Genomic DNA, 24,064 nt, shown 5'->3' with positions numbered 1-24,064 from the left:
ATGGCTAAATTTACCCAACACATCGGTCTGGTGGTTCCGCTGGATGCAGCAAACGTCGATACCGATGCGATTATCCCGAAACAGTTTTTGCAGAAAGTCACCCGCACCGGCTTCGGCCAGCACCTGTTCAACGACTGGCGTTTTCTGGACGATGCCGGTCAGGTGCCTAACCCGGATTTCGTGCTGAACAAACCGCGCTACAAAGGTGCAAGTATTTTGCTGGCACGCGAAAACTTTGGTTGCGGCTCGTCCCGTGAACATGCGCCGTGGGCGCTGACCGACTACGGTTTCCACGCGGTCATCGCGCCGAGCTTTGCCGATATCTTCTACGGCAACTCCTTCAATAACCAGTTGCTGCCCATCACGCTGAGCGAAGCGGAAGTTGATGAGCTTTTCCAGCTGGTGAAAGATAACGAAGGCATTCAGTTTGAAGTGGATCTGGAAGCGCAAACCGTGAAAGCCGGTGACAAAAGCTATCCGTTTGTCATCGACAGCTTCCGCCGCCATTGCATGATTAACGGTCTGGACAGCATCGGCCTGACCTTGCAGCACGAAGAGAACATCTCCGGCTACGAGAAAAATCAGCCTGCATTTATGCACTGATGACCGTGCTTCAGGCATAAAAAACCCGCGAGCTTCGCGGGTTTTTCTTTTCAGTGCGATCAGACGTCTTTGACTTTACACATCAGGCCGAGCGCCAGAACCGCCAGAATAGTCGCCGCCCAATACACCGGATAATGGCCGAAGTTCTCCACGATCACGCCCTGAAGCAAACCTGCGCAAATCACGCCGGTCGAGATACTGTTGGTGAATAATGTGGTCGCCGAACCCGCGCGACCCGGCATCAGATCCTGAAAATACAGCATCCCGATACCCGCCACGATGCCAATGAAAATCGCGTTAAACAGTTGCAGGATCATCAGTGCGGCTTTAAACGGGAACGCCACCAGACCGGCATAGAAAATCACCCCGCTCGCCACCGCATACAACATCAGTTTGCGTTTCCCAAAACGCTTAACCAGATAGCCAGCCAACAGCATAGCCGGGATTTCCAGCCCTGCAGCCGTTCCCATCAGCAAGCCTGCCAGCCCTTCCGGCAAACCCAAATCACTGGTGATATACAGTGGCATATCAATGATGTACATGATATTGCACGTCCACATCAGCAATGACGCGAAAAACAGCAGACGCACATCTTTGTTCCGCCACGCGCTGACCGGCACGACTTTTTCATCCACCGGCTGTTCGAGGCGTGGTACGGACGGCAGGAAAAATGCAATCATCAGAATGCTGCCGACAAACACCGCGGCCGCACTCAGATACATCGGCGTAAAACCGTAATTCAGCGCCAGCATGAATGACAACGGCGGACCCAGCACCCACGCCAGCGAGAGCATCGCACGCATCATTGAGCTGAACATGACGACTTCGCTGGATGAACGGTCGGCGTGTTCACGCGCCAGTGCAAACAACTGTGGCATCGCCGCATTCCCGATGGCTGCCAGCAAAACCCCGACGGTAATAAGCACCAGATAATCACGGCTGAAAGCAAACACCAGACTGTTGCCGATGGCCATCAGGCAGCAAAACATCAATAACTTGCGGCGGTCGCCTTTGTTATCCGAACGATTCGCCAGAAGAAAGCTGATCGCAATCCCGGCAATCGCGTTGACGGTATAAAAGAAACCGACCCACATTGGCCGGACTTTCACTTCATTGGTCAGAAACAGGCTAAGCGTCGGTGCCTGCAACGCGCCCGCGACACCACACAGCAAGGACACCACCAGAAAGGTGACATAAATTGCATTAATACGAGGTTTAGACATAACGCCATCCCTGAGAAATGAAAGTCTTACAACGAAAGATACAGTGTATACCCAAAACAATTCGAGTTGCAGGAAGGTGGCAAACGCGCGAATCCCGTTGAGCTGACGTGAGTCAGTGATTCGGGTGAGCAAGAGCGGCCAACGCATCTGCGGCTCAAAGTGTGAAGGGGATAATGAATAGAAAAAAACCAGTGAGTTACCCCACTGGCTGGTGACATTACACCATTACTCAGAAATTTGAATCTGGCCGCACCTGCGGGTTATAAATGACGGCGGTATTGCTCATCGTCCTGCGAGGCGATGTCCCACTGCGTCAGACGTGAGAGAATGTCTAAACGGTATTCCACCGGAACCCATGACAGCCAGTCAGCATGATTTCTGACCGCATTTCTGCTGATGGCAGAGAAGTAACGCTGATAGAAACGGGCAGTTAAAGAGTTTTTCATGATGACCTCCTGATCTTCATGACTGGCTTTCGTTGGAGATCAGTATCGGGGTAATATGAGGAAAGATAAATTGATGAGATTTCCTCCGGAGTTCCTCTTTTATGACCTCGTCCCGTTTGCAACAGCAGTTCATCAGATTGTGGCAAAGCTGCCACGGCGAAGAAACCGAGACGACCTTGCTGGCGTTATCGGAAATCCTGAACTGCTCGCGGCGGCATATGCGGTCATTGCTCAGCACCATGCAGGAACAGGGCTGGCTCAGCTGGGATGCCGAAGCCGGGCGCGGTAAGCGGTCAAAGCTCACTTTTTTGTACACCGGCCTGGCGCTCCAGCAGCAACGCGCCGAAGAACTGCTTGAGCAGGACCGGATTGATCAGCTGGTACAGCTGGTTGGTGATAAAAGCATGGTGCGCCAGATGCTGTTATCCCAGCTGGGACGCAGCTTCCGTCAGGGCAAACATATCCTGCGCGTGCTGTATTATCGCCCGCTGTTTAACCTGCTGCCCGGCACTATGTTACGCCGCTCAGAAACGCACATCGCGCGACAGATTTTCAGCGGGCTGACACGCATAAATGAGGAAAACGGGGAAGTAGAAGGCGATCTGGCTCATCACTGGCAGGAAATCTCTCCGCTGCACTGGCGGTTTTATCTGCGTCCGGCCATTCATTTTCATCACGGTCGTGAGCTGGAAATGGCCGATATTATTACCACCTTCGCGCGTCTCAAATCTCACCGCTTATTCGGCAATATCGTCTCGGTGATCTCACCGACGCCAAACGTCATCGACATCCATCTGAACGCGCCCGACCACTGGCTGCCGTGGCTGTTCGGGAATATCCATGCGACGATCCTGCCACAGGAGTGGGAGTCATTGCCCGATTTTGCCCGCCATCCGGTGGGAACCGGCCCGTATGCCGTGGTACGAAATCAGAAAACGCAGCTGCGGATCCGCGCATTTGACGAATATTTTGGATTCCGGGCGCTGATCGATGAGGTCATTATCTGGGTTTTACCTGAACTCAGTGAGGAACTGGTGCATTCCGGCGTCCAACTTCAGGCTGACGAATCCGGCAAAAGCGAGCTTGAAAGCCGCCTTGAGGAAGGCTGTTATTTTCTGCTTTTCGACCAGCGTTCGCCGGTCGGCCAAAACGCACAAACGCGCCAGTGGCTGTGCGATTTGTTCAATCCGATTGCGCTGCTCAACGCCGCCGAGCCGGTTTATCAGCGTTACTGGTCTCCGGCTTACGGCCTGTTGCCGCGCTGGCATCATAAAGCGCTGCTTCCCCACCCGCCCAAACCTGACGGTCTGACGCAGGTCACGCTGACGTTTTATAACGAGCACTCGGAGCATCACGCTATCTGCAATGCACTGCGTCCGCTGCTGGCGGCAGAAGGCATTGAGCTGGTGATTCAGATTGTCGATTATGCGGTGTGGTATCGCGGCGGCGTGAAAACTGATCTGTGGCTGGGCAGTGCCAACTTCACGTTGCCGCTGGAGTTTTCGCTGTTTGCCTCCTTCTACGAACTGCCGCTGCTGGCGTATTGTTTCCCGCAAACGATGGGAGAAGACGCCGCGTTATGGCACGCCGGAAAACTCTCGATCGCCGACTGGAGTCAGAAGCAGATCGCCAGCCATCATATTCATCCGCTGTTCCATCACTGGCTGGTTTTGCAAGGCCAGCGCAGTATGCGCGGCGTTCGGATGAACACCCTCGGCTGGTTCGACTTCAAATCTGCCTGGTTCGCACCGCCCGACAGTTAATCGGACTATCGCATTGCGCCGTTAATCACTAGAATGACATCCGTTCTCAACGGGGTGCCCGAGTGACTTCTTTTGTAATGAAGAATGACCTCGATTTTTAAACGCCGCGAGCGCGTGTTCAGCGGGTGAAGTCCAGCGCACAGAAAGCGGAGCGTACACAAAGTACGTGAGCATTTCGAGCACTGCACGACGCCCGATCTACACACGCGCAGCATGTTTAAAAGGCTGAGAGTATACCCGTCGAACCTGATCCGGTTAACCCCGGCGGAGGGATTTGAGACTGTGCGATGCTCACTCAAAATCCTTTGCCCCTTTTCTTTTTTGGAGCGCAAAGTTGAAAAAATTATTGCCCTGCCTGCTGTTACTTTCTGCATCTGCCTTTGCTGCAAAACCCGTTCTGACGGTTTATACATACGATTCCTTCTCTGCCGAATGGGGCCCCGGCCCGGCCATCAAAAAAGCCTTTGAGGCACAGTGCGGCTGCGAACTCAAATATGTCGCGCTGGAAGATGGCGTGTCGCTGCTGAACCGTCTGCGGATGGAAGGAAAAAACACTAAAGCGGACGTAGTGCTCGGTCTGGATAACAACCTGTTGCAGGCGGCCGAGCAAACCGGCCTGTTTGCCAAAGCACCGAAAACCGATGCTAAACTGACGGTGCCGGGTGGCTGGAATAACACGACGTTTGTGCCTTACGACTACGGTTATTTCGCGTTCGTGTATGACAAAAACAAACTGAAAAATCCGCCTAAAAGCCTCGATGAGCTGATCAACAGCGACCAGAAGTGGAAAGTGATTTACGAAGATCCGCGGACCAGCACGCCGGGCCTTGGCCTGCTGTTGTGGATGCAAAAAGTCTATGGCGATAAAGCGCCTGAAGCCTGGCAAAAACTGGCGGCGAAAACCGTGACCGTCACCAAAGGCTGGAGCGAGGCTTACGGCCTGTTCCTCAAAGGCGAAAGCGATCTGGTGCTGAGCTACACCACTTCCCCGGCGTATCACATTGTCGAAGAGAAGAAGGACAATTACGCCGCCGCTGACTTCACCGAAGGTCATTACATGCAGGTGGAAGTCGCCGGTCAGCTGGCCAGCAGCAAACAGCCAAAACTGGCCGAACAGTTCATGAAATTCGTCACTACTGAAGATTTCCAGAAAGTCATTCCGACCGGCAACTGGATGTATCCGGTGATCAGCACGCCATTGCCTGATGCCTTTAAACAGTTGACCGTACCGGCGAAATCCCTGCAATACAGCGCACAGGATGTGGCTTCTCACCGCAGCGAATGGATTAAGGCATGGCAAAACGCCGTCAGCCGTTGATCCCCCGCTGGCTGTGGCCGGGCGCGATGGCATCGCTGGCGATGCTGCTGGTTGCCGCGCTGGCGTTAGGCTCATTGTGGCGTCATGCGCCACAAATGAGCGGCGCATCACTGTGGCAGGATCCGTATCTCTGGCACGTCATCCGCTTCACCTTCTGGCAGGCGCTGCTTTCGGCGCTCTGCTCGGTGCTGCCCGCCATTTTGCTGGCGCGCGCCCTCTTCCGCCGCCGTTTTCCCGGCCGTCAGCTGTTATTACGGTTGTGCGCGATGACGCTGGTATTGCCGGTTTTAGTTGCGGTGTTCGGCATTCTCAGCGTGTACGGCAGACAGGGCTGGCTGGCGCAGATTTACGGCTGGCTGGGCGTGGATTACCATTTTTCGCCGTACGGTTTGCAGGGCATTTTGCTGGCGCACGTATTTTTCAATCTGCCGCTGGCAACGCGCCTTTTGTTGCAGGCGCTGGAAGATATCGCGGTTGAGCAGCGCCAGCTGGCGGCTCAGCTGGGGATGAACAGGTGGCACCAGTTCCGGTTTGTTGAATGGCCCGCGCTGCGTCGCCAGATTTTCCCGGCGGCGGCGCTGATTTTTATGCTGTGTTTCGCCAGCTTTGCGACAGTCCTTTCCCTCGGCGGCGGCCCGCAGGCGACCACCATTGAGCTGGCGATCTATCAGGCACTGAGTTACGACTACGATTTAGGCCGTGCCGCCACGCTGGCGCTGATCCAGCTGTTTTGCTGTCTGGCGCTGGTCTTGCTCAGTCAGAAATTGAGTCAGGCGCTGCCGGTCGGGCAAACGCAGGCTCACAGCTGGCGCAATCCGGACGATTCCCCGCTGCGCCGCATTACCGACGGTCTGCTGATTGGCCTGGCTTTACTGCTAATCCTGCCGCCGCTGCTGGCCGTGGTTTTCGATGGTATAAATCGCGCCGCCATCAGCGTGCTGCAACAGCCCGCGCTGTGGCAGGCTTTATGGACGTCAGTCCGTATCGCGCTGGGCAGCGGATTATTGTGCGTGTTGCTGACGATGATGTTGTTGTGGAGCAGCCGTGAGCTGCGTTTACGCCAGAAAAATGGCTGGGCGCAGGCCATGGATCTCAGCGGAATGCTGATCCTCGCGATGCCGGGCATCGTGCTGGCCACGGGATTTTTCCTGCTGCTCGGTGACACTACCGGATTGCCGCAATCACCGTGGCCGCTGGTCATTTTAACCAACGCACTGATGGCCGTGCCTTACGCTTTAAAAGTGCTGGATAACCCGATGCGCGACGTGGCCGAACGCTCCAATCCGCTGTGCCTTTCGCTGGATATGCGCGGCTGGCAGCGGTTGCGCCGTGTAGAACTCAGTGCACTAAAACGTCCGATTGCGCAGGCACTGGCGTTCGCCTGTGTGCTATCGCTCGGGGATTTCGGCGTGATAGCGCTGTTCGGCAACGAGAATTTCCGTACGCTGCCGTTTTATCTGTATCAGCAGATAGGTTCCTATCGCAGCCAGGACGGTGCGGTCACGGCACTTTTACTCCTGCTGCTATGCTTCCTGTTATTTACCCTGATTGAGAAATTACCGGGCCGCCATGCTGACGCTGAATAAACTGACCTATCTGTACGAGCATTTGCCGATGCGCTTTGATTTGCGCATTGCGGCGGGTGAACGTGTAGCGATCCTCGGCCCGAGCGGTGCGGGGAAAAGTACCCTGCTCAGCCTGGTGGCGGGTTTTCTGACGCCGGTCAGCGGACAGATTTTGCTGAACGGTGCCGATCACAGCGCAACGGCCCCGGCGAAACGTCCGGTGTCGATGCTGTTTCAGGAAAACAATCTTTTTTCGCATCTGACCGTACGCCAGAACATGGGGCTGGGGCTGCATCCGGGGCTGAAACTCAGCGCGCAGCAAAAGCAGGCATTAGAGGAAATCGCCCGGCAGGTTGGGCTGGAAGATTGCCTGGAACGCCTGCCGTCACAGCTTTCCGGCGGGCAACGTCAGCGCGTGGCACTGGCGCGTTGTCTGTTGCGCAGCCAGCCGATTTTGTTGCTCGACGAACCGTTTTCCGCGCTCGATCCGGCGCTGCGCAGCGAAATGCTGAGTTTACTGGATAAAGTGTGTGAGCAGCGCAATCTCACGCTGCTGATGGTGTCGCACAATCTGGACGATGCGGCGCGGATTGCGCCGCGCACATTGCTGATTGTGGATGGCCGGATTTTCTACGATGGCCCGACGCAGGCGCTGGCCGACGGCACCGCGCCGGAAGCCAAAGTGCTGGGCATCCGGCGGCCGGATATCAGTGGCTGAGAACCGGTTTGGCGAATTCTGCCGGGTTATGTTTGTACTTAAACGTGAAGGCAAACACGATCACCAGAACCACGGTATAAGCGGCAAAGGAAAGCCAGATACTCTGCCAGTCTTTCACGCCATCTACCGTAAAGTGGTCAACTACATGCCCGCTGGCTATAGCGCCAACATAGGCTCCTACGCCGTTCACCATCGTCATAAATAAGCCCTGAGCGCTGGCACGGATGTTATGCGCCACTTCTTTTTCAACAAAAATCGCCCCTGAAATGTTGAAGAAGTCGAACGCGCAGCCGTAAACAACCATCGACAGCAACAGGAAAATCATCCCGCCAAACGACGGGTCGCCGAAAGCGAACAGTGCGAAGCGCAGCGTCCAGGCCGCCATGCTGATCATCATGACCCGCTTGATCCCGAACCGGGACAGGAAGAACGGGATGGTCAGAATAAAGAAGACTTCTGCAATCTGGGACATCGATAACAGGATGGACGGATACTTCACCACCAGGCTGTCGTGGAACAGCGGATTGCGGTAGAAATCATGCATAAACGGGCTGGCAAACGTGTTGCTGATTTGCAAGGAAACACCCAGCAGCATGGCGAACAGGAAGAAAACGGCCATCTTCTTCTGGCGGAACAACACAAACGCATCAAGCCCCAGCAAGGTCACCCACGAACTGCCTTTTTTCACGCCGGACGTCGGGCAAGCCGGCAGCGTTAACGCGTAAAGAGCCAGCGCCACCGAGATGCCCGACGCGATATACAGCTGAATATTGCTGAGCTCGAAACCGGAAAGACTGATAACCCACATGGCCAAAATAAACCCGACCGTGCCAAACACGCGCACCAGAGGGAAATTCTTTACCGTATCCAGCCCGGCCTTCTCAAGGCAAATATAGGAAATGGTATTGGATAATGCGATGGTCGGCATATACACCATGGCATTAAATAGCATCGCAAAGAACATCAGATGGGGATCAGCAATGCCGGCCGCCGTAAATAAGGCAACCGCACCGAAGAAATGACACAACGCATACAATTTATTGGCCTTTACCCAGCGATCCGCAATAATACCGACGATGCCGGGCATAATAATACAGGCAATACCTTTAGCGCCGTAAACTAATCCCACCTGCGCCCCGGTAAAATGCAATGTGTTGATCATATAAGAACCCAGCGTCACCAGCCAGGAACCCCAGATAAAAAACTGAAGGAAGAACATAATTTTCAGCCGAATTTGTATTGTCATTTTATTTCCTTTCAGAAGAGCATGAACAATGCGATGCGCGCAGATCAGAAGTTATACTTTATGGAGTAGATAATTCCGTCCTGGAGGAAACTTTCACCCAATTTATTATCCGCATAACGATACTGTAATCCGACCGTCAGGCTGGAATTGGGCTTCCACCAGAAACCTGCGCCACCGTTGACGCCTTCTTTACCGCCGTTACCGGCAGCATATTGGTCGGCGCGATCAAACTCATATTCCGTCCAGTTGGTCAGGCTGAAATTCTCACCCCAGGCGGTGAAGTCATACCCCGCCGCCCAGCCAAATACATAGCCGTTGTCACCGGTGTAATACGTCTGATCGGTATAACGTTTCGCGATAAAAGGCTTATACCAGAAGTTACCGGCTTTAATGTTGTAGCCTATTCCGTACAACGCCATGACATCATGGAAATGCACGCCGAGCGGCGCGCCGTAGGTGCCGTATAAATGGCCGTAAAGATTAAAACCTGAATTACCCAGATAGAACCGGTTGGTGCTTTTAAAGGTATAGCGCTGTTCATCTCCCGGCTGGTCATGTTCTTTATTCAGCGGATTTTCCAGATCGAAGAAACCGTAAGTTTCACCCCAGGTAAATCCTGCACCACCTTCCAGTTCAAGATAGAAAAAGTCATCTTTATGCGAATTCATTCCGGTTCTGTGCGTGGTGTTTTGCGTCCAATCCAGATAATGCAAACCGGTATCAAAGAAACCCCATAAATACTCGGCCTGAGCGCCGGGGGGTAAGAATGTTAATGCCAGAGGTAATGCATATTTAATTAATTTTTTCACTGTGCTTAATTCCCTTAGCCAGAAATGCACATTCCGGAAAGAAGTGCATATAAGATTCAAATATCCGAGCGCTGGGAGTATTCACGATGAGGAAAGGGCTAAACCAATATTGATTTAGCGAGGTATTTATAGCTTTTATCTATAAATCACCCAAAAGGGATTTTTATCTATATAAAACAATTCATTATAAAACATCACAAAACACTAAAACCGAAAGAAGAAATAAACTATCGGTCAGATATGAGAGTGAGTTCAAATTAAGGAAATAAAATCAATATTAAACAGTAAGGCGAAACGTTTACCAAGGCACGTTATCACTAACAATTAGCAGACGATATTATTTTCATATAAACCGAAATAATGCGGCAATATCCTGCACAAGACTTTTTGCAGGATATTGCCGTTCCCGTCAGCGGGTAATCACTTTCCACAACAGATGTCCGTAAACCGGCATCATCGGCTGTTTACTGAGCATCACGATGCTCACCGCCGTCGCAACCAGACCCAGCACGCAAACCACGCGCAGCCGCGACAAGGGTAACCATTTTGTCATCGCGTCCGGCGCGGCTTTTCCGGCACGGAACCAGCGCCAGAGAAGCCAGGCGCTCAGCCAGATCAGCACGAAGGCCGCAAACAGCATCCATTTGAAGACCCCGCTGTTGTGGCCGGTCGGTATGTCGATCGCGACGCCTGCCAGAATTCCCGGCAGGAAATAGACCGGCGGCCAGGTGATACAGCCGATGATATTCGGCGGCGCAAATTTATACGGCGGAAGGTTCAGCATACCGGCAGCCAGCGGCACCAGCGGACGCGTCGGCCCAATAAAGCGGCCAATAATCACCGTCGCAAAGCTGTGACGATCAAGCGCGTGCCCGGTTTTATCCAGCAATGACTGATAGCGTTGCAGGAATTTCCACTGATGTAGCGGTTCTTTAAAACGCCGCCCGATGAAGTAAGACGCCCAGTCGCCGAAGAAGCAACCGAGTCCGGCAGCCAGCCAGGCTTCGTACAAGCCGACCTGACCGCTACCGATCAGCGTCCCGAGTGTCGCCATCATCACCGTGCCGGGCAGAATCAGCCCGACCAGCGCCAGCGATTCGAAAAAAGCCACCACGGCGACAATAATTAAAGCAAAGCCCACCGACTGAGCGACCAGATGTTGTAAATAGGCTTCCATAAATTCCCAGTAATTGTGACCCAAAAGGCATAGAGCATCAGTACGGATAAATAATGAGACTAGTGTCAGTTTTCTGAACTTTGATTGTAGTAAATACATCAAGCGGCTGAATTGTCAGCGCCTGAAGTATTGCCGTCAACCCAGTAATTGTATGCGTATTTGGCAGAATCCAGAGTCGTGGACAAAGACTGTATAAATAACCATACTCTGTCATTGATTTTTTCATTCCGCTTCCGAGGCGCTTATTAACGCACAATCCACTCCTTCCGCCACACGCACCACTGACACGGCACCGCGTCAGGGATTCGTGCTGACCCGCCACTGGCGCGACACGCCGCGTGGCACGGAAGTGGAACTGTGGCTGGCGACTGACGACGGCCCGCAGAAAGTTCGTTTGCCGTTGCAGGAGTCGGTGGCGTTTATTCCGGCGGAACAGCGCACACAGGCTGAACGTCTGCTGACCGATGAAAAAAATGTCAGTTTGCGCGAATTACCGTTGCAGGATTTCCATTCCCGGCCGGTTCTCGGCCTGTATTGCCCGCAACACCGGCAGTTAATGCGCATTGAAAAGCGGTTAAAAGAGAATGGCGTCAGGGTCTATGAAGCGGATATCCGTCCGCCGGAACGTTTTCTGATGGAGCGTTATATCACCGCGCCGGTGTGGTTTAGCGGCAAACCGGGTCCGGGCAATCTGCTGTTCGAAACGAAAATGAAACCAGCGCAGGAATACCGCCCGCCGCTGAAACTCTGTTCTCTGGATATCGAAACCAGCGGTAACGGCGAACTGTACTGCATCGGGCTGGAAGGCTGCGGGCAGCGCCACGTTTATATGCTCGGGCCGCAGAACGGTTACCCGGACAGTCAGTTCGATTTCAATCTGGAATACGTCGACAGCCGTCCGCAACTGCTGCAAAAACTCAACGAGTGGCTGGAAACTTACGATCCGGATGCGATTATCGGCTGGAGCGTCATACAGTTTGATCTGCGCGTATTACAAAAGCATGCCGACCGTTACAAAATCCCGCTCAGATTCGGACGGGGCGGCGGTGAACTTGAATGGCGCGAGCACGGCTTCAAACAGGGGCATTTTTTTGCCGCCGCTGCGGGGCGTCTGATTATCGACGGTATCGAAGCCCTGAAATCCGCCTTCTGGAACTTCAATTCTTTCAGCCTGGAATTCGTCTCGCAAAGTCTGTTAGGCGAAGGCAAATCCAGCGATAACCCGTATCAGCGTCTGGCCGAAATCGAGCAACGCTTTCGCGAAAATAAACCCGCGCTGGCACGTTACAATCTGAAAGACTGCGAGCTGGTCACGCGCATTTTTGCCAAAACTGAACTGATGCCGTTTCTTCTTGAACGCGCATCGGTAACCGGGCTGGCCGCCGACCGTAGCGGCGGTTCAGTCGCCGCCTTTACGCACCTCTATTTACCGCGCATGCACCGTGCCGGCTATGTCGCGCCTAATCTGGGCGAGCTGGAAGGGGAAATGAGCCCCGGTGGATTCGTGATGGATTCCCGCCCCGGCTTATACGATTCCGTGCTGGTGCTCGATTACAAAAGTCTGTACCCGTCGATTATCCTCACATTCCTGATCGATCCGGTCGGGCTGGTGGCCGGGCTGCAACAGCCCGACGATGAACACTCTGTTCCCGGCTACCGCAACGCCCGTTTTTCGCGGGAAAAACATTGTCTGCCGGAAATCGTCAGCCAGATCTGGCAGGGGCGCGAAGCCGCGAAAAAACACCAGAACAAGCCGCTGTCGCAGGCGCTGAAAATCATCATGAACGCTTTTTATGGCGTGCTGGGTTCGAGCGGCTGTCGGTTCTTCGATCCGCGGCTGGCTTCTTCAATTACGCTGCGCGGGCACGACATCATGCGTCAGACCCGCGAGCTGATTGAGGCCGAAGGCTATCAGGTGATTTACGGCGATACGGATTCCACCTTCGTCTGGCTCAATAAAGCGCATACGCAGGAAGACGCCAATGTGATTGGCCGCCGTCTGGTGGAGCAGGTGAACGCCTGGTGGAAAAACCATTTACAGCAGGAGTACGGGCTGGAAAGCGCGCTGGAGCTGGAATTCGAAACGCATTATCAACGCTTTCTGATGCCGACAATCCGCGGTTCCGAAACCGGCAGTAAAAAACGTTATGCCGGGTTGGTGAAAGATGCCGACGGCGAACACATCGTTTATAAGGGACTGGAAACGGTGCGCACTGACTGGACGCCGCTGGCGCAGGAGTTTCAGCAGGAGTTGTATCAGCGGATTTTCCATCAGCAGCCGTATCAGGATTATGTCCGCGATTATGTGGCGCGCACGCTCAACGGCGAGCTGGACGACAAGCTGGTGTACCGCAAACGCCTGCGCCGCAAGCTCAGTGATTACGAGAAAAATGTGCCGCCGCACGTCCGCGCTGCACGACTGGCGGATGACTATAATGTGGAGCATGGCCGTGCAAAGCAGTACCAGAACGGCGGATGGATAAGCTACGTGATGACCACCTCCGGGCCGGAGCCGCTGGAGAACCGCCAGTCACCGGTCGATTACGATCACTACATCGAACGCCAGCTGGAACCGGTGGCCGATGGCATTTTGCCTTTCCTTCATGACGATTTTGCTACACTCATTACAGGTCAGATGGGGTTATTTTAAGCAAAAGAAGGCGCTGCGGATGTGATTCTAAGGTGACGAATCGCTTACCTTCCATTACCATAGCGCCCTTTCCCATTTCTGAATCATCCTCACACAGTGAATCACTTCCCGCCTGCTGACGGGAAAAGAAAACTATTGCCCAAGCATTATCAGAGGCATGGCGAGCAATGCGCAGTCGCTGCCGCAGTTATCGTATACAGAGCAAATAACACAGAGAGAGATTATGCCGTTTACATTGGGTCAACGCTGGATAAGCGATACGGAAAGCGAATTAGGATTAGGAACCGTGGTCGCGCTGGATGTGCGCATGGTTACCCTGCTTTTCCCCGCCACCGGTGAAAACCGTTTGTATGCCCGAAATGATTCCCCAATCACCCGCGTTATGTTCAATCCCGGTGATACCATCAGTTGCCACGAAGGCTGGCAACTGCAAGTCGTAGAAGTCATTGAAGACAAAGGTCTGCTGACCTATATCGGTACCCGTCTGGATACGGAAGAAACCGGCGTTGCCATGCGTGAAGTGCTGCTCGACAGCAAACTGACATTCAGCAAACCTCAGGATCGTCTGTTCGCCGGTCAGATTGATCGCATGGATCGTTTTGCCCTGCGTTTCCGTGCGCGTAAATATCAGCGCGAGCAGTTCCGTCTGGAGTTCGGCGGCCTGCGCGGTATGCGCGCCAGCCTGATACCGCACCAGTTGCACATCGCTTACGAAGTCGGCCAGCGTCATGCGCCGCGCGTTTTACTGGCCGATGAAGTCGGTCTGGGTAAAACCATCGAAGCCGGCATGATTATTCATCAGCAATTGCTGTCCGGCCGCGCTGAACGCGTGCTGATCGTGGTGCCTGAAACCCTGCAACATCAGTGGCTGGTTGAGATGCTGCGCCGCTTCAACCTGCGTTTCTCTCTGTTTGATGACGACCGCTATGCCGAATCCGTGCATGAGGCGACGAACCCGTTTGAAACCGAGCAACTGGTTATCTGTTCTCTTGATTTCGTGCGCCGCAACAAGTCCCGCCTCGAGCAACTGTCCGATGCATCCTGGGACATGCTGGTCGTCGACGAAGCACACCATCTGGTGTGGAGCGAAGACGCGCCAAGCCGCGAATATCAGGTTATCGAGCAGCTCTCTCAGCAAATCCCGAGCGTCCTGCTGCTGACCGCAACGCCGGAGCAACTGGGCCAGGAAAGTCACTTTGCGCGTCTGCGCTTGCTGGATCCGGACCGTTTCCACGATTACGAAGAATTTCTTGAAGAACAACAGCAATATCAGCCGGTGGCAGATGCCGTGACGCTGCTGCTCAACAAAGAGCCGCTGACGCCGGAAGCGCTGGCCTTGCTGGGCGAAAGCGTCGGCAATGCTGACACCGACTCGCTGCTGACCGCCGCCAATAAAGGTGACGAAGCCGCCGCGAAACAGCTGGTTTCCATGCTGATGGATCGCCACGGCACCAGCCGCGTGCTGTTCCGTAATACCCGTAACGGCGTAAAAGGTTTCCCGGAGCGCCATCTGCATTCGGTGAAACTGCCGCTGCCGACGCAGTATCAGACCGCGATTAAAGTCTCGGGCATTATGGGCGCGAAGAAAACCGCCGAAGCCCGTGCGCATGACATGCTGTATCCGGAGCAGATTTATCAGGAATTCGAAGGCGAAAACGCCACCTGGTGGAACTTCGATCCGCGCGTTGAATGGTTGCTCGGTTATCTGACCGCCAACCGTGACGAAAAAGTGCTGGTGATTTGCGCCAAGGCCGCTACGGCGCTGCAACTGGAACAGGTTCTGCGTGAACGCGAAGCGATCCGAGCTGCCGTGTTCCACGAAGGTTTGTCGATCATCGAACGTGACCGCGCCGCCGCGTACTTCGCTTCTCAGGAAGAAGGCGCACAGGTTCTGCTGTGTTCTGAAATCGGCTCTGAAGGTCGCAACTTCCAGTTCGCCAGCAAGATGGTGATGTTCGATCTCCCGTTCAACCCGGATCTGCTCGAGCAGCGTATTGGCCGTCTGGATCGTATCGGCCAGCAAAACAATATTGACATCATGGTGCCTTACCTTGAGCAAACCGCGCAGTCGGTGCTGGTTCGCTGGTTCCACGAAGGTCTGGATGCGTTCGAACATACCTGCCCGACCGGACGGACGATTTATGACAGCGCTTACGATCAGCTGATTACGTTCCTCGCCACACCGGCTGAACAGGAAGGTCTGGACGACTTTATTCTCAAATGCCGCGCTGAACATGACGTGCTGAAAGAGAAGCTGGAAAATGGCCGCGACCGTCTGCTGGAGATGCATTCCAATGGCGGCGAACGTGCGCAGCAGCTGGCGAAAGAAATTGGCGAGCAGGATAACGACGTCAATCTGGTGAATTTCGCGCTGAATCTGTTCGATATCGTCGGCATCAATCAGGACGATCGCAGCGATAATCTGATCGTCCTGACGCCGTCCGATCACATGCTGGTGCCGGATTTCCCGGGCCTACCGGAAGACGGTTGTACGGTGACGTTTGACCGTGAACAGGCGCTGTCGCGTGAAGATGCGCAATTCATCAGCTGGGAGCATCCGATCGTGCGCAACGGTCTGGATCTGATCCTCTCCGGCGATACCGGCAGCTGTGCGGTGTCGATCCTGAAAAACAAAGCGCTGCCGGTCGGTACTTTGCTGGCAGAGCTGATTTACGTGGTCGAATGTCAGGCGCCGAAACACCTGCAACTGACCCGCTTCCTGCCGCCGACGCCGGTGCGCATGCTGATGGATCGCAAAGGCACTAACCTTGCCGCGCAGGTGGAATTCGAAAGCTTTAACCGCCAGCTGAACGCCATCAACCGTCATAACTCCAGCAAGCTGGTGAATGCTGTGCAGCAGGATGTCCACGCCATGCTGCAACAGGCTGAAGCGGAAATTGCTGAGCAGGCACGTGCGCTGATTGAAGCGGCGAAAGTTGAAGCGGACGAGCAACTGACGAAAGAGCTGGATCGTCTGAAAGCCCTGAAAGAAGTGAACCCGAACATTCGCGATGACGAACTGGAATCGGTAGACTCAAACCGTAAGCAGGTGCTGGCCAATCTCAATGACGCCAGCTGGCGTCTGGATGCGATCCGTCTGGTGGTCGTCAGCCACCAGTAAGCCTGTCGGGATGCAGCCGCTTCTGCATCCCCTCTTTTATTTCACCCTGAATGCAGACTGAAACCGCTATGAGCGAACATCAACCGACAATGCCTGAACCGTCCAAAACCCGGCCGCTGGAGAATTACAATCCGCCGACCGATCCCTGGTTGCAGGTGATTTTCCAGGATGAACACATCATGGTGGTGAATAAGCCAAGCGGGTTGCTTTCTGTGCCGGGCAAATTAGCCGAGCATCAGGACAGCCTGATGACGCGCATTCAGCAGCAATTTCCGGAAGCGGAATCGGTGCATCGTCTGGACATGTCGACCAGCGGCGTGATTGTGGTGGCGCTGACCAAAGACGCGGAGCGGGAACTCAAACGCCAGTTCCGCGAACGCGAAACCAAGAAAGTGTATATCGCGCGTGTCTGGGGACGGGTCGAAGAAGATTACGGCATTATAGATTTGCCGCTGATTTGCGATTATCCCAACCGGCCAAAGCAGAAGGTTTGCCATGAAACCGGGAAGAAAGCGCTGACGCAGTATGAAGTGATGTCCTGGGATGAAGACGGTACGACGCGTGTCAAACTCCGGCCGATTACCGGGCGTTCGCATCAGCTGCGCGTGCATTTACTGGCGCTCGGGCATCCGATTCTGGGCGATAAGTTTTATGCACATCCGCAGGCGCTGGCCGCCGCTGACCGTTTGCAATTGCATGCGCAGGAGCTGTCGTTTTACCATCCGATCACTGACGCGCCGCTGGTATTCAACTGCGATCCGGATTTTTAAGTTTCCGGAAGAAATAAAAAAGGCGCTGAATTCAGCGCCTTTTACTTTTGCGTTGGAGAAGATTACTTAAAACCTTTCTCTCTTTTGATCAGGTCATACGCGGCCTGAATCGACTGCGCTTTCTCTTTTGCCATTTCCATCATTTCCGGCGGCAAACCTTTTGCGACCAGTTTGTCCGGGTGATGTTCGCCCATCAGTTTGCGGTACGCCCGTTTGATGGTCGTCGCGTCGTCCGTGGCATTCACGCCCAGCACTTTACACGCATCGGCCAGCGTCGGGCCTTGCTGCGTCTGGTGATAACCGCCGCGATAAGAGTGACCGCCCTGCTGACTTCCACCGAACTGTTGTCCGCCTTCCATCATGCGCAGGAACTGATCGAACTGCATGCGGGAAATCCTAAGTTCTTCGGCAATCACATACAGCACTTCGCGCTCGTTCGGGTGCAAAGAGCCGTCGGCATACGCCGCCTGGATCTGGATTTCCAGAAAAGTCCGGATCAGATCAAAGCGACCGAAACACGCACTGCGTAATGCCCGCATTTTTTCCCGCAGCGGATAATTTGCTTCTTTCCCGTCGCGGAAGGCGCGCTGGGCGGCTTCACGCTGCTCACCGTGCAACTGCATACGTTCCATGTAAAGACTGGCGATTTGTATATCCGCCTCGGTCACTCTGCCTTTTGATTTAGTCAGATTCCCCATCACTTCAAATGTGGTGCGGAAAAAGATGGTTTGACGTGTCTGTTGATCGGCGAAATATCCCCGGCGTTTCGCGGAACGCGCGGTATCAAACATATGCCCTATCAACACCCCTGAAACAATTCCCCAGAAGCCTAAACCGGACCATAAGCCCAGGATAAGTCCGAGCAGTTTTCCCCAATACTGCATATACTCCTCAATTCGCCATGCCGTCGCTTAAAAATTGCTTTATCATAACCGGCATTTATCGTTGTGCCTAACGGCGACAGCGTAACAGGTTGGATTTAACACTAGCGCAACCATGATGAGTGAGATAGTCTCTGACCGTTTGCCGGCATGATGCCTCTGATGACGGAACACCATTTTACGTATGAAAAACAGACGTCTGAAAACACGCTTACCCACAGTGCTGGCTGCCACAATCTGGTCAGTATTGTACAGTCACGGCGCAATGGCCGACCTCGCGCAGCAATGTATGCTCGGCGTTCCGACCTATGACAAACCTTTGGTGCAGGGTGATCCTAATTCACTGCCTGTGACCATCAATGCCGACAAGGCCACCGGAAATTATCCTGACAGCTCGCTTTTCAGCGGCAACGTGAATATCGTTCAGGGTAACAGTACGCTCGATGCCGATCATGTTCAGCTCAACCAAATTGCCAATCCCAATCAGCCCACCCCGACCCGTACCGCCACGGCGACCGGGAACGTGCGTTATAACGATAACCAGATCAAGCTGAACGGGCCGAAAGGCTTTGCAAACCTGACCACCAAAGATACCGATGTTCAGAACGGTGATTACCAGATGGTAGGCCGTCAGGGGCGTGGTAATGCCGACAAGATGAAGCAGCGTGACAACAACCGCTACACCATCATGGATAACGGCACTTTCACGACCTGTCTGCCTGGCGATAACAGCTGGAGCGTGGTGGGTTCAGAAGTGATTCAGGACCGCCAGGAAGAAGTGGCTGAAATCTGGAACGCCCGTTTCCATATCGGCCCGGTTCCGGTGTTCTACAGCCCGTATATGCAGTTGCCGATCGGTGACAAACGCCGCTCGGGCTTCCTTATTCCGAACGCCAAATACAGCAGCAACAACGGTTTCGGCCTGACCGTTCCGTGGTACTGGAACATCGCGCCAAACTACGATGCCACGATCACGCCGAACTACATGAGCAACCGTGGTCTGCAATTGCAGAACGAATTCCGCTATCTGACCGTGGCTGGTGCAGGTCTGATGGAGTTCGATTATCTGGGTAATGATAAGAAAATAGATCAGCAATACGTTGATGATGAGAACCGGACCAGCGATAAGACCAAGCGATGGATGTACTACTGGCGCCATGCCGGGGTATACGATCAGGTTTGGCGCTTCAACGTCGACTACACCAAGGTCAGTGATCCGTACTACTTCACCGATTTTGACTCGAAATACGGTTCAAGTACTGACGGCTATTCCACCCAGAAGTTTAGCGTTGGTTATGCCAACGAAAACTGGGATGTGACGCTGGCCAGTAAACAATTCCAGGTGTTCTCGGACTACGGTAACAGCAACGCTTACCGCGCCCAGCCACAGCTGGACATCAACTATTACAAAAACGATGTGGGGCCTTTCGACCTGCATCTTTATGGTCAGGCGGTGAAATTCACCAGCGTTAACCCTGACAACCCGGAAGCGGTCCGTACTCACTTCGAACCGACCCTGAGCCTGCCACTGAGTAACGGCTGGGGAAGCCTGGATAACGAAGTGAAGCTGATGGCGACACACTATCAGCAAGATATTCCGGATGCGTATTACGATGCGAACCCGAATACCAAACTGCGTTCTTCGGTAAACCGTGTGATGCCTGAGTTCAAGACCGACGGCAAAATGGTCTTCGACCGGACGATGGACTGGAACAGTGATTACACACAGACCCTCGAACCGCGCGCACAATATTTGTACATTCCGTATCGTAACCAGAGCGGGATTAATACCTATGACTCGACGCTGTTACAGTCCGACTATACCGGTCTGTTCCGCGATAAGAGCTACAGCGGCCTGGACCGTATTGCTTCGGCAAACCAGGTGGCAACCGGTTTAACAACCCGTATTTACGACGAAAATCTGGAAGAGCGCTTCAATGCGTCTGCCGGTCAGATTTACTACTTCCAGCCACCACGCACGGGTGACGTGAACAGTGTTCTGGATAAAAGTGATGACAGAGGTAGTCTGGTTTGGGCCGGTGACAGCTATTACAAAATCAATGACTTCTGGGGCGTTCGTGGCGGCGTGCAGTATGACACCCGTTTAGATGCATTGGCGCTGGGCGATGCCGTTCTGGAATACCGCGCTGACTCAGAAAGAATGGTTCAGCTGAGCTACCGTTATGCCAGCCCGGAATATATTCAGGCGACACTGCCGAGCGTGACCAACCCGGGTTATCAGGATGGTATTTCTCAGGTGGGCGGGATCGCCAGCTGGCCGATTGCTGACCGCTGGGCAATTGTTGCGGCCTATTATTACGACACGAAAGCACAGCAATCTGCCGATCAGCTGATTGGTTTGCAGTACAACACTTGCTGCTGGGCCATCAACGTGGGTTACGAACGTAAGATCACCAACTACGATACTGTTAAGTCAGAAAGTAAGTATGACAATAAGATTGGATTCAACATTGAACTTAGAGGCCTGGGGAACAATCAAACCCTCGGAACGAAAGAAATGTTGGCCAGCGGCATACTGCCTTATCAACGCGCTTTCTAAGCCGATACCACGATTGATGAGTTAAGACTCTACGAACTCAGTGAACTTGAAACCCGCGCTTGCGGATTAGACAAATGGAAAAAGTATGAAGAACTGGAGAACACTTCTCCTCGGCGTGACGCTTTGTGCCAGCACTGCGTTTGCAGCCCCTCAGGAAGTTGATAAAGTTGCCGCCGTCGTGAACAACGGCGTCGTGTTGCAAAGTGACGTAGACAGCCTGTATCAGTCAGTGACACAGCAGGCCAAGCAAGCGAACCAGCAGCTGCCCGATGAAGCAACATTACGCCACCAGATCCTTGATCGTCTGATCATGGATCAGATCCAGTTGCAGATGGCGACCCGTATGGGTATTACGCTGACCGATCAGGATGTGGATAAAGCGATTGCCGGTATTGCGCAACAGAACAATATTTCCGTTGATCAGCTGCGTAGCCGTCTGGCTTATGACGGTCTGAACTACAGCACCTATCGCGCCCAGATCCGTAAAGAAATGCTGATCAGCGAAGTCCGTAACAGCGAAGTTCGCCGTCGCGTGACGATCCTGCCTCAGGAAGTCGATCAGTTGTCCAAGCAGGTTGCGGCCCAGAACGGCGGCAGTGCTGAATTTAACCTCAGCCACATCCTGTTGCCATTGCCAGAAAACCCAACGCAGGATCAGGTTGATACTGCTGAACAGCTGGCGAAAAAAATCGTCGCCGATCTGAACAACGGTGCGGACTTCGGCAAACTGGCTATCACATATTCTGCTGACTCTCAGGCGCTGAAAGGCGGCAACATGGGTTGGGGCAAATTGCAGGAGCTGCCTTCCCTGTTCGCTCAGGCGCTGAGCACCGCACAGAAAGGTCAGGTTATCGGTCCGATCCGTTCAGGCGTGGGCTTCCACATCCTGAAAGTGAACGATATCCGTGGTGATAACAAAACCGTTTCTGTGACTGAAGTTCATGCACGCCATATCCTGATCAAGCCCTCTGTCGTGATGACAGATGCACAGGCGCGCGCGAAACTTGAACAAGTTGCCGCAGATATTAAGAGTGGCAAAGCGACGTTTGCTGATGAAGCGAAACAGCTTTCTCAGGATCCGGGTTCTGCAAATCAGGGTGGCGATTTAGGTTGGGCGTCTCCGGATATGTACGATCCTGCGTTCCGTGATGCGCTGATGAACCTTAAGAAAGGTGAAGTCAGTGCGCCGGTTCACTCCTCCTTCGGCTGGCACCTGATCCAGTTACTGGATACCCGCCAGGTTGATAAAACAGATGCTGCACAAAAAGAACGTGCTTACCGCATGCTGTTCAACCGTAAATTTGCGGAAGAAGCCCAGACCTGGATGCAGGAACAACGTGCTGAAGCGTACGTGAAAATTATGGACGGTAATGGACAATAAAACGCTGACAACAAAATCTGTCGTCATCACCCCCGGCGAACCTGCCGGGGTTGGGCCGGACCTGGTACTGGCGCTGGCTCAGCAGTCATGGCCTGTTGAGCTTGTGGTGTGTGCCGATCCGGCCCTGCTGCTTGAACGCGCTGAAAAACTGGGTCTGAAGATCCAGTTGCGCGAGTACCAGAAAGACAGCCCGGCAGAACCTCAGGCTGCGGGGACATTAACGGTTTTACCGATTACCACGGCGGTGCCTGTCACGCCCGGTAAACTGGATGTCGCCAACAGCCACTATGTCGTTGAAACGCTGTCACGCGCCTGCGACGGCGCAATCAGCGGCGAGTTTGCCGCGTTGATTACCGGCCCTGTGCAAAAGAGCATCATTAACGATGCCGGTATCCCGTTCATCGGCCATACTGAATTCTTTGCTGACCGCAGCCATTGCACCCGTGTTGTGATGATGCTGGCAACGGAAGAACTGCGCGTCGCGCTGGCGACCACGCATTTACCGCTGTTAGCCGTACCGGGTGCGATCACGCGCGAATGTCTGCACGAAGTCATCACCATTTTGAATCATGACCTGAGAACCAAATTCGGCATCGCCGAGCCGCAAATCTACGTGTGTGGTCTGAATCCGCACGCCGGTGAAGGCGGTCATATGGGTCATGAAGAAATAGACATCATCATTCCTGCGCTGGAAGAACTGCGCCAGCAGGGCATGCATCTTATCGGTCCGCTGCCCGCTGATACGTTATTCCAGCCTAAATATCTGCAACACGCCGATGCTGTTTTATCGATGTATCACGATCAGGGCCTTCCGGTGCTAAAATATCAGGGATTCGGTCGCGCCGTGAATATCACGCTGGGCCTTCCCTTTATCCGGACCTCCGTTGATCACGGCACCGCCCTTGAACTCGCTGCAACCGGCACCGCCGATGCAGGCAGTTTCAAGACAGCAATAAATCTCGCCATTCGTATGGCAAATAACAGCAACGATAAATAACAACAATGAATAGTAGAGTCCACCAAGGTCACTTTGCCCGTAAACGTTTTGGGCAAAACTTCTTAACCGATCAATTTGTTATCGATAGCATCGTGTCGGCCATTCATCCTATGCCGGGCGAATCCGTCGTCGAAATCGGTCCTGGCCTGGCTGCATTAACTGAGCCCGTCGCTTCACGTCTGGACAGCATGACAGTCATCGAACTCGACCGCGATCTGGCTACACGTCTGGAAAACAATCCGAAGTTTCAGGGCAAGCTGCGCGTCATTCAGTCTGATGCCATGAAAATCAATTTTGGCGAGCTCTCCGAAGAACTTGGCCAGCCGCTGCGCGTATTCGGCAACCTGCCGTATAACATTTCCACGCCGCTGATGTTCCATCTGTTCACTTACACCAACGCCATCAAAGACATGCATTTCATGTTGCAGAAGGAAGTGGTGAACCGCCTGGTTGCAGGCCCGAACAGCAAAGCGTATGGTCGTTTAACGGTGATGGCGCAGTATTACTGCAACGTTATCCCGGTACTGGAAGTGCCGCCGGAATCCTTTACACCGGCGCCAAAAGTGGAATCCGCCGTGGTGCGTTTAGTGCCGCATGACGTGATCCCTTATCCGGTTTCTGATATCCGCATTCTGAGCCGCCTGACTACCGACGCGTTCAATCAGCGTCGTAAGACTGTGCGTAACAGCCTCGGCCATCTGTTCACTCCTGAGCAAATGACGGCGCTGGGCTTAGATCTCAGCATGCGTGCTGAAAATATTTCGGTTGAGCAATACTGTAAACTGGCTAACTGGTTATCCACACGGCCTAAAACCCCGGAACCTCAGGAGTAGCGT

18 protein-coding genes are annotated in these 24,064 nt (G+C 53.8%); 12 read left to right on the top strand and 6 right to left on the bottom strand.

Features of this window, described 5'->3' with window-relative positions; all coding sequences use genetic code 11:
- The gene (gene leuD, locus ACLBVC_RS09160; RefSeq protein ID WP_195813714.1) at positions 1 to 603 is read left to right on the top strand and encodes a 3-isopropylmalate dehydratase small subunit; all 603 of its coding nucleotides are present in this window, start codon (positions 1 to 3) and stop codon (positions 601 to 603) included.
- 59 nt (positions 604 to 662) lie between these two features.
- On the opposite strand, the gene ACLBVC_RS09155 is transcribed toward leuD, so the two are convergent.
- Both ACLBVC_RS09155 and sgrT read right to left on the bottom strand, forming a co-directional pair.
- Entirely contained in the window at positions 663 to 1,826 is a 1,164-nt protein-coding gene (locus ACLBVC_RS09155) for an MFS transporter (RefSeq protein ID WP_410149345.1), read from the bottom strand.
- A gap of 260 nt (positions 1,827 to 2,086) precedes the next feature.
- On the bottom strand, positions 2,087 to 2,272 hold the full coding sequence (gene sgrT, locus ACLBVC_RS09150) for a glucose uptake inhibitor SgrT (RefSeq protein WP_410149344.1): 186 nt from the start codon (positions 2,270 to 2,272) through the stop codon (positions 2,087 to 2,089).
- Positions 2,273 to 2,373: 101 nt separating this feature from the next.
- On the opposite strand from sgrT, the gene sgrR reads away from it, so the two are divergent.
- From sgrR to thiQ, 4 genes are all read left to right on the top strand, one after another.
- Positions 2,374 to 4,035 (top strand): HTH-type transcriptional regulator SgrR, encoded by a 1,662-nt coding sequence (sgrR, locus tag ACLBVC_RS09145; RefSeq protein ID WP_410149343.1) that lies wholly within the window; start codon positions 2,374 to 2,376, stop codon positions 4,033 to 4,035.
- A 334-nt stretch (positions 4,036 to 4,369) separates the two neighbouring features.
- Entirely contained in the window at positions 4,370 to 5,353 is a 984-nt protein-coding gene (thiB, locus tag ACLBVC_RS09140; protein WP_410149342.1) for a thiamine ABC transporter substrate binding subunit, read from the top strand.
- Positions 5,329 to 6,939, top strand: a complete 1,611-nt coding sequence (gene thiP / locus ACLBVC_RS09135) for a thiamine/thiamine pyrophosphate ABC transporter permease ThiP (protein WP_410149341.1) — start codon at positions 5,329 to 5,331, stop codon at positions 6,937 to 6,939. The genes thiB and thiP overlap by 25 nt, the downstream gene beginning before the upstream one ends.
- Positions 6,923 to 7,636 (top strand): thiamine ABC transporter ATP-binding protein ThiQ, encoded by a 714-nt coding sequence (thiQ, locus tag ACLBVC_RS09130; RefSeq protein ID WP_410149340.1) that lies wholly within the window; start codon positions 6,923 to 6,925, stop codon positions 7,634 to 7,636. Before thiP ends, thiQ begins: the two co-directional genes overlap by 17 nt.
- Here the strand turns inward: thiQ and ACLBVC_RS09125 are convergent.
- The 3 genes from ACLBVC_RS09125 to ACLBVC_RS09115 form a co-directional block, all read right to left on the bottom strand.
- Entirely contained in the window at positions 7,626 to 8,882 is a 1,257-nt protein-coding gene (locus ACLBVC_RS09125; protein WP_410149339.1) for a nucleoside permease, read from the bottom strand. The genes thiQ and ACLBVC_RS09125 overlap by 11 nt on opposite strands.
- Before the next feature lie 44 nt (positions 8,883 to 8,926).
- Complete coding sequence (locus ACLBVC_RS09120; RefSeq protein WP_410149338.1) at positions 8,927 to 9,691, bottom strand: nucleoside-specific channel-forming Tsx family protein; 765 nt, start codon at positions 9,689 to 9,691, stop codon at positions 8,927 to 8,929.
- A 409-nt stretch (positions 9,692 to 10,100) separates the two neighbouring features.
- Complete coding sequence (locus ACLBVC_RS09115; RefSeq protein ID WP_410149337.1) at positions 10,101 to 10,868, bottom strand: DedA family protein; 768 nt, start codon at positions 10,866 to 10,868, stop codon at positions 10,101 to 10,103.
- 244 nt (positions 10,869 to 11,112) lie between these two features.
- On the opposite strand from ACLBVC_RS09115, the gene ACLBVC_RS09110 reads away from it, so the two are divergent.
- From ACLBVC_RS09110 to rluA, 3 genes are all read left to right on the top strand, one after another.
- Positions 11,113 to 13,518, top strand: a complete 2,406-nt coding sequence (locus ACLBVC_RS09110) for a DNA polymerase II (protein WP_410149436.1) — start codon at positions 11,113 to 11,115, stop codon at positions 13,516 to 13,518.
- A gap of 223 nt (positions 13,519 to 13,741) precedes the next feature.
- Positions 13,742 to 16,639: an RNA polymerase-associated protein RapA gene (gene rapA, locus ACLBVC_RS09105; RefSeq protein WP_410149336.1), complete on the top strand. Its 2,898-nt coding sequence runs from the start codon at positions 13,742 to 13,744 to the stop codon at positions 16,637 to 16,639.
- 68 nt (positions 16,640 to 16,707) lie between these two features.
- Positions 16,708 to 17,409 (top strand): bifunctional tRNA pseudouridine(32) synthase/23S rRNA pseudouridine(746) synthase RluA, encoded by a 702-nt coding sequence (rluA, locus tag ACLBVC_RS09100; protein WP_410149335.1) that lies wholly within the window; start codon positions 16,708 to 16,710, stop codon positions 17,407 to 17,409.
- 62 nt (positions 17,410 to 17,471) lie between these two features.
- On the opposite strand, the gene djlA is transcribed toward rluA, so the two are convergent.
- Entirely contained in the window at positions 17,472 to 18,293 is an 822-nt protein-coding gene (djlA, locus tag ACLBVC_RS09095; protein WP_410149334.1) for a co-chaperone DjlA, read from the bottom strand.
- Between the two features lie 181 nt (positions 18,294 to 18,474).
- Between djlA and lptD the strand changes: the two genes are divergently transcribed.
- The 4 genes from lptD (at position 18,475) to rsmA (ending at position 24,061) form a co-directional block, all read left to right on the top strand.
- Complete coding sequence (gene lptD / locus ACLBVC_RS09090) at positions 18,475 to 20,850, top strand: LPS assembly protein LptD (RefSeq protein WP_410149333.1); 2,376 nt, start codon at positions 18,475 to 18,477, stop codon at positions 20,848 to 20,850.
- 85 nt (positions 20,851 to 20,935) lie between these two features.
- On the top strand, positions 20,936 to 22,231 hold the full coding sequence (gene surA, locus ACLBVC_RS09085) for a peptidylprolyl isomerase SurA (RefSeq protein ID WP_410149332.1): 1,296 nt from the start codon (positions 20,936 to 20,938) through the stop codon (positions 22,229 to 22,231).
- Positions 22,221 to 23,228 (top strand): 4-hydroxythreonine-4-phosphate dehydrogenase PdxA, encoded by a 1,008-nt coding sequence (gene pdxA / locus ACLBVC_RS09080; RefSeq protein ID WP_410149331.1) that lies wholly within the window; start codon positions 22,221 to 22,223, stop codon positions 23,226 to 23,228. Before surA ends, pdxA begins: the two co-directional genes overlap by 11 nt.
- A gap of 5 nt (positions 23,229 to 23,233) precedes the next feature.
- Positions 23,234 to 24,061 (top strand): 16S rRNA (adenine(1518)-N(6)/adenine(1519)-N(6))-dimethyltransferase RsmA, encoded by an 828-nt coding sequence (rsmA, locus tag ACLBVC_RS09075; protein ID WP_410149330.1) that lies wholly within the window; start codon positions 23,234 to 23,236, stop codon positions 24,059 to 24,061.
- The last annotated feature ends 3 nt before the right edge of the window (positions 24,062 to 24,064 follow it).

The organism is Rahnella selenatireducens, from assembly GCF_046449555.1.
GTDB lineage: Bacteria > Pseudomonadota > Gammaproteobacteria > Enterobacterales > Enterobacteriaceae > Rahnella > Rahnella selenatireducens.
Note: the sequence above shows the minus strand (reverse complement) of the source record. Positions and strands in the feature narration are given on the sequence as shown.